5 protein-coding genes and 1 pseudogene are annotated in these 4,226 nt (G+C 74.3%); 3 read left to right on the forward strand and 3 right to left on the reverse strand.

What is annotated here, in order from left to right; genetic code table 11:
* Nucleotides 1-288: pseudogene (locus tag G3I42_RS05145) on the forward strand (VCBS repeat-containing protein); the annotation flags it as partial.
* Nucleotides 289-316: 28 nt separating this feature from the next.
* On the opposite strand, the gene G3I42_RS05150 reads toward G3I42_RS05145, so the two are convergent.
* Nucleotides 317-658, reverse strand: a complete 342-nt coding sequence (locus G3I42_RS05150; RefSeq protein ID WP_164282775.1) for an isomerase — start codon at nt 656-658, stop codon at nt 317-319.
* A gap of 128 nt (nt 659-786) precedes the next feature.
* Between G3I42_RS05150 and G3I42_RS05155 the strand changes: the two genes are divergently transcribed.
* Nucleotides 787-1,761 carry an NAD-dependent epimerase/dehydratase family protein gene (locus G3I42_RS05155; protein ID WP_164282777.1) on the forward strand — a complete coding sequence of 325 codons (975 nt, stop codon included), beginning with the start codon at nt 787-789 and terminating at the stop codon, nt 1,759-1,761.
* A 33-nt stretch (nt 1,762-1,794) separates the two neighbouring features.
* On the opposite strand, the gene G3I42_RS36845 is transcribed toward G3I42_RS05155, so the two are convergent.
* Both G3I42_RS36845 and phoU read right to left on the reverse strand, forming a co-directional pair.
* Entirely contained in the window at nt 1,795-1,935 is a 141-nt protein-coding gene (locus G3I42_RS36845) for a hypothetical protein (RefSeq protein ID WP_203606388.1), read from the reverse strand.
* A gap of 140 nt (nt 1,936-2,075) precedes the next feature.
* A complete protein-coding gene (gene phoU / locus G3I42_RS05160) occupies nt 2,076-2,771 on the reverse strand; it encodes a phosphate signaling complex protein PhoU (protein WP_164282779.1) in 696 nt (231 codons plus the stop codon).
* Nucleotides 2,772-2,974: 203 nt separating this feature from the next.
* Here phoU and G3I42_RS05165 point away from each other — a divergent pair.
* On the forward strand, nt 2,975-4,226 hold a 1,252-nt coding region (locus G3I42_RS05165), incomplete at its 3' end, for an ATP-binding protein (protein WP_239096274.1).

A 4,226-nucleotide genomic window follows, 5' to 3' on the forward strand; every position in this document is an offset into this window, starting at 1 on the left:
GGGCTCGGCGTGCTCACCGCCGACCTCGACGGCGACGGCTGCGACGACCTCGCGGTGCGCACCGCCCCCGACCGCTGGCTGGAACGCGACACGCTCACCGTCCTGCACGGCGGCTCGGCGCGCGGCCTCGGCTCCGCGCCGTGGCGGCGGATCGGGCGCAGCCCCGTGCTCGCGGAGCGGGCGGTGGAGGCCGGTGACGGACGGCAGGACCTGCTCGTGACGGAGGGGGACGGGGACGGCGGCACCGGGAAACGGCGGCTCGTGGGGCTCGGGGAGTCGGCCTCGTAGGCGGTACGAGGTCGTGGGCCTCGGTGCCTCAGCCTCGCAGGCGGTACGAGTCGGGCAGGTCGCGCACCTCGACGGACGTCACGACGTGCGGCCCGCCCGCCACGTACCGCCCGAGCAGCGCGAGCACCGCGTCCGACAGGTGCGCCTTCTGCGCGGGCGAGCGGTTCGGCAGGAGCGCGATCGTGACGTGCACGTACGGGTGCTCCTCGCCCGAGACGAAGGTGAGCGGCGCGGGCCGGAAGAAGATCTTGCCGACCCCGGCGGAGTGCGACTCGGTGACGACGAGCGGGTCGAGTTCCTTCGCGAAGGCGTGGCGGTCGAAGAGGGTGTCGTCCAGCCGTTCCGTGTAGTCGACGGTGATGTGTGGCATGGACGGCTCCGCTCCGGCTCCCCCGATCGTGGCTCGATGGGCGTACCACCCATTTTCGCGCGGGGGCGAGGAGCACCGGCACGGGGGAGCGGTGACCCCGGTCACGCCCCGCCGTAGGCTCGGCCGCCATGAGAGCACTGGTGCTGGGCGGGACGGCCTTCGTGGGCCGCGCGATCGTGGACGCGCTCGTCGGGGACGGGGCCGAAGTGACGCTCTTCGGGCGCGGCAGGACGGGCCGGGAGCTGTTCCCCGGCGTGCGCAGGCTCGTCGGGGACCGCGACACGGGCGCTTACGCGGCGCTGACGGCCGCCGCGCGCGAGCGGCCCTTCGACGTCGTCGTGGACGTGAGCGGATACGTGTCGCGGCAGGTACGGGGCGCGATCGCGGCGCTGGACGCGGCGGGCGGCCACGCGGGGCGGTACGTGTTCGTCTCCACGCAGGCGGTCTACGAGGCCGGCGGGCACCCCCGGCGCAAGGCGCCCCGCCGGGACGTGGACGATGTCGCGCGGCTCGACAACAGCACGTACGGCCCGGCGAAGGTGGCCTGCGAGGACGTGGTGACCGCCCGCTTCGGGGAGCGCGCCACGCTCGTACGCCCAGGACAGGTGGTCGGCCCGCACGACACGTCCGGCGCCTTCCTGTACTGGCTGCGGCACGCGGAGCGGGGCGGTCCGACGGCCCTGCCCGGCGACACGGCGCAGCCCGTACAGCTCCTGGACGCGCGCGACCTCGGGCGCCTTGTCGCGGCGCTCGCGCACAAGGACCTCGGCGGTGCCTTCGACGCGGTCGGCCCCGCCGAGCCGCTGACGCTCGCGGCGCTCCTCGCGGCGTGCGCGCGGGGGGCGGGCACTCGGGCGTGGCTCGTCCCCGTCGCGGACCGGCCCGCGTACTTCCCGTTCGTACGGGACGACTGGGCGGGCCAGCGGCGCGACCCCGGCCCGGCGCGCGCGGCGGGACTCACGGCGACGCCGTTCGCGGAGACGGTCGCGGCGGTACGGGACTGGGACGCCGGGCGTGGCCGGCCCGTGCTGGAAGCGGGGCTCGGGTACACGGCGGAGCGGGAAGCGGAACTGCTCGCGGCGGGGGACGCCCCCGGGAGGTGAGTGAGTACTCACCCACCTCGCGGGGGCGGGTGCTCAGCCGGAGCAGCCCCCGCACTGGCACGGCGCCCCCGACTGGCAGCCGCAGCCGCAGCCGGAGCCGCAGCCGCAGGCGCCGAGGAGGGGGAGGCTCTTGCCTTCGCCGGGGGTGGGGGGTGTCTCGGGGGTCTCGGCCATGGGGTCCTCCTCGGTCGCGGACGTACTCCGTGACCAGGGGACCTGCGGCAGGAGGGGGGCGTCAACGGCGCGTTGGGGTGTGGGCGGGTTCACCGTTTCGCGCCTGTGCGCCCCTGGGGCTCCGCCCCGGACCCCGCTCCTCAAACGCCGGAGGGGCTGTTCTTGTCCCCCACCGGCCCCACCGCCTGGATGGCGTCCGCGTGCTCCCCCGTCACCAGATAAACAACCCGCTTCGCCACCGACACCGCGTGGTCCGCGAACCGCTCGTAGTAGCGGCCGAGGAGCGTCACGTCCACCGCCGTCTCGATCCCGTGCTTCCAGCGCTCGTCGATGAGGTGCTGGAAGAGGGTGCGGTGCAGGAGGTCCATCTCGTCGTCGTCCTGCTCCAGCTGGAGGGCGAGGTCGATGTCCTTCGTGATGATGACCTCCGCCGCCTTCGCCATCAGCCGCTGGGCGAGCTGCCCCATCTCCAGAAGGGTCGCCTGGAGATCGCGCGGGACGGGCGACTCGGGGTAGCGCAGCCGCGCCTGCTTGGCGACGTGCTGGGCGAGGTCGCCCGAGCGCTCCAGGTCCGCGCTCATCCGCAGGCTCGTGACGACCACCCGCAGGTCCGTCGCGACGGGCTGCTGCCGGGCGAGCAGCTCGATCGCCTTCGCCTCCAGCTCATGCTGGAGCTCGTCCACGCGCGCGTCCGCCGCGATGACGTTCTCGGCGAGCTGGAGATCCGCGTCCAGCATCGCCGTCGTGGCCCGGCCGATCGCCGAGCCGACGAGCCTGGCCATCTCGACCAGGTCGTCGCTGATCGAGTCGAGTTCCTCGTGGTACGCGTCGCGCATGGCGTTCCTCACTCCAAGACCGAAACAGGGCCGGACGGGGGAGTCCTCCCGCGCCCACGCTGCCACGGTCCGTCCCGTACGCGACGGATTCCGGCCGCCCAAGTGAACCGCCACCGTCACCAAGGTGAACTCTGGGCGACGAGTGTTCGAGGTGACCCCCGAACGGCTGGGAGGTACCCGACACGGCGACCTACCCTTGCGGCATGGACGTGAACGCGGCGGTGGCCGCAGCCGCCGCTCTCGCCGGGCTCTGCACCGGCGTGATCGCCGCGCTCGCCTTCCGCTGGAGCGAGCGCGAACTCAAGCGCCCGACCAGGACTTCTCTGCACACCGAGGCGGTACTGCCGCCCGGCGTCGACACCGTCCTGTCGGTCCTCTCCTCCTCCGCCGTCGTGCTCGACGAGGAGGACAACGTCGTCAAGGCCAGCTCGGCCGCGTACGCCCTCGGGCTCGTACGGGGCGGACGCCTCGCCGTCGAGCCGATGCTGAAGCTCGCCCGCGAGACCCGCCGCGACGGCGAGATACGCCAGACCGAACTCGACCTCCCGCGCCGCACCGGCCGCGGCGGCCCGCTCGCGGTCTCCGCGCGCGTCGCCCCGCTCGGCTCCCGGCTCGTCCTCCTCCTCGTGGAGGACCTGACCCGCGCCCGCCGCATCGAGGCGGTGCGGCGCGACTTCGTCGCCAACGTCAGCCACGAGCTGAAGACCCCCGTCGGCGCCCTCTCCCTCCTCTCCGAAGCCGTCACGGACGCCTCCGACGACCCCGAGGCCGTCGAGCGCTTCGCCGGGCGGATGCAGAAGGAGGCGACGCGCCTGACCACGCTCGTGCAGGAGCTGATCGACCTCTCGCGCGTCCAGAACGACGACCCGCTGGAGGACGCGGAGCCCGTGCTCGTACGGGACCTCGTCGCCGAGGCCGTCGACCGCTGCCGCCAGACGGCGGGCGCGAAGCACATCACGATCGTGCCCGGCGGGATGGGCGAGGACCTGTCCGTGTGGGGCAACCGGGGGCAGCTCGCCGCCGCGCTCGGCAACCTCGTCGAGAACGCCGTCAACTACAGCCCCGAGCACACCCGCGTCGGCATCGCCGCGCGCCGCGCCCCGGCGGGCGGCGGCGACCTCGTCGAGATCGCCGTCACCGACCAGGGCATCGGGATCTCCGAGAAGGACCGGGAGCGCGTCTTCGAACGCTTCTACCGCGTCGACCCGGCCCGCTCGCGCATGACGGGCGGGACCGGCATCGGCCTCGCGATCGTCAAGCACGTCGCGGCCTCGCACGGCGGCGAGGTCACGGTCTGGAGCACGGAGGGCGAGGGCTCCACCTTCACCCTGCGCCTGCCCGAGGCCGGCACCGCGCGCGTCTTCGGCACCCCCGGCGACACCTCGCGCACCACCCCCCGCACCACCCCCCGCACCGCCCACGGCGCCACCCGCGCCGCCACCCGGCCCGCCCGGC

It is taken from the genome of Streptomyces sp. SID11385 (assembly GCF_010548245.1).
Lineage (GTDB): Bacteria > Actinomycetota > Actinomycetes > Streptomycetales > Streptomycetaceae > Streptomyces.